The organism is Pelagicoccus sp. SDUM812005, from assembly GCF_031127875.1.
In the GTDB taxonomy this organism is placed as follows: domain Bacteria; phylum Verrucomicrobiota; class Verrucomicrobiia; order Opitutales; family Opitutaceae; genus Pelagicoccus.
Genome location: NZ_JARXIA010000068.1, coordinates 1 through 804, shown reverse-complemented (window position 1 = coordinate 804; position 804 = coordinate 1). Strand labels below are relative to the sequence as shown.

Annotated in this window: 1 protein-coding gene; it reads right to left on the bottom strand. The window is 45.8% G+C overall.

What is annotated here, in order from left to right:
• Nucleotides 1-123: 123 nt before the first annotated feature.
• Nucleotides 124-804, bottom strand: a 681-nt coding sequence (locus QEH57_RS24715) for a hypothetical protein (RefSeq protein ID WP_309009484.1), incomplete at its 5' end; no start/stop codon positions are given.

Genomic DNA, 804 nt, shown 5'->3' with positions numbered 1-804 from the left:
AACGCTAAGGTGATACGACGGCGGCTTCGGTCATAGCCTCCACGTCTGGGTTGGTTGTTTACGAAGTGTCGTCGCCAAAGAGGCGAGCGTTTGCCGCCGTTGTATCGACCGCCTGGTTAGGCCTCATAATTTGAAGTTTAGAGATATAGAAAGTAAGTGAATATGTCTCTGTGGAGGAGTTGAATATCGGTAAGAGAATTCAGCGTTGAAATCATCAGAAATAGCGTAAGCAACCAAACTCTCAAAACCTAACTCTACATCAGTCTCCTTCCTCGTCGCAAAAGGGCCCATCTCTGCAGACTCAGGAAAGTAGAAAGCCGCATTCGAGTCGAATACCGAAAGGCTTGGCCCTAGGGCGAAGTCAAAAGACTTTATGGATCCTATTCGGAAAAGGTAAGACAGAGAATACTCCTTGATTTCCTCTTCTATGGAGAAAAACACCGGAACCTGGGGCACGAAAATACCTGGCGTCTTGAAAATGTTTGAGTCGCCGGAAAAGCCAGAACTGGAGATCTCTTCGTAATTTGTATATCGAACTTTGAAGGTCGAACGAGAGTTTGGTGAGAAAGAGAGGTACGGTGAAACTGTGCGTGAGCTCTTCGGAGCTGTGAAGAAAAAGCCGTTGTTCGCACCGGCTCCGTAAGAGCGTATGCCAGAGATCTTCAAGTAATTTGCTTCGATTCCAATTCTAGTTTCAGCGTAACAAACGGACAATGAAGTGCAGAGAAGGTAAAATAGGATAATGCTTTTCATGTGAGTTTGTTCGGAGGGGAGTGGATTCAGGATTCTTTTCTTTCTGCCTAA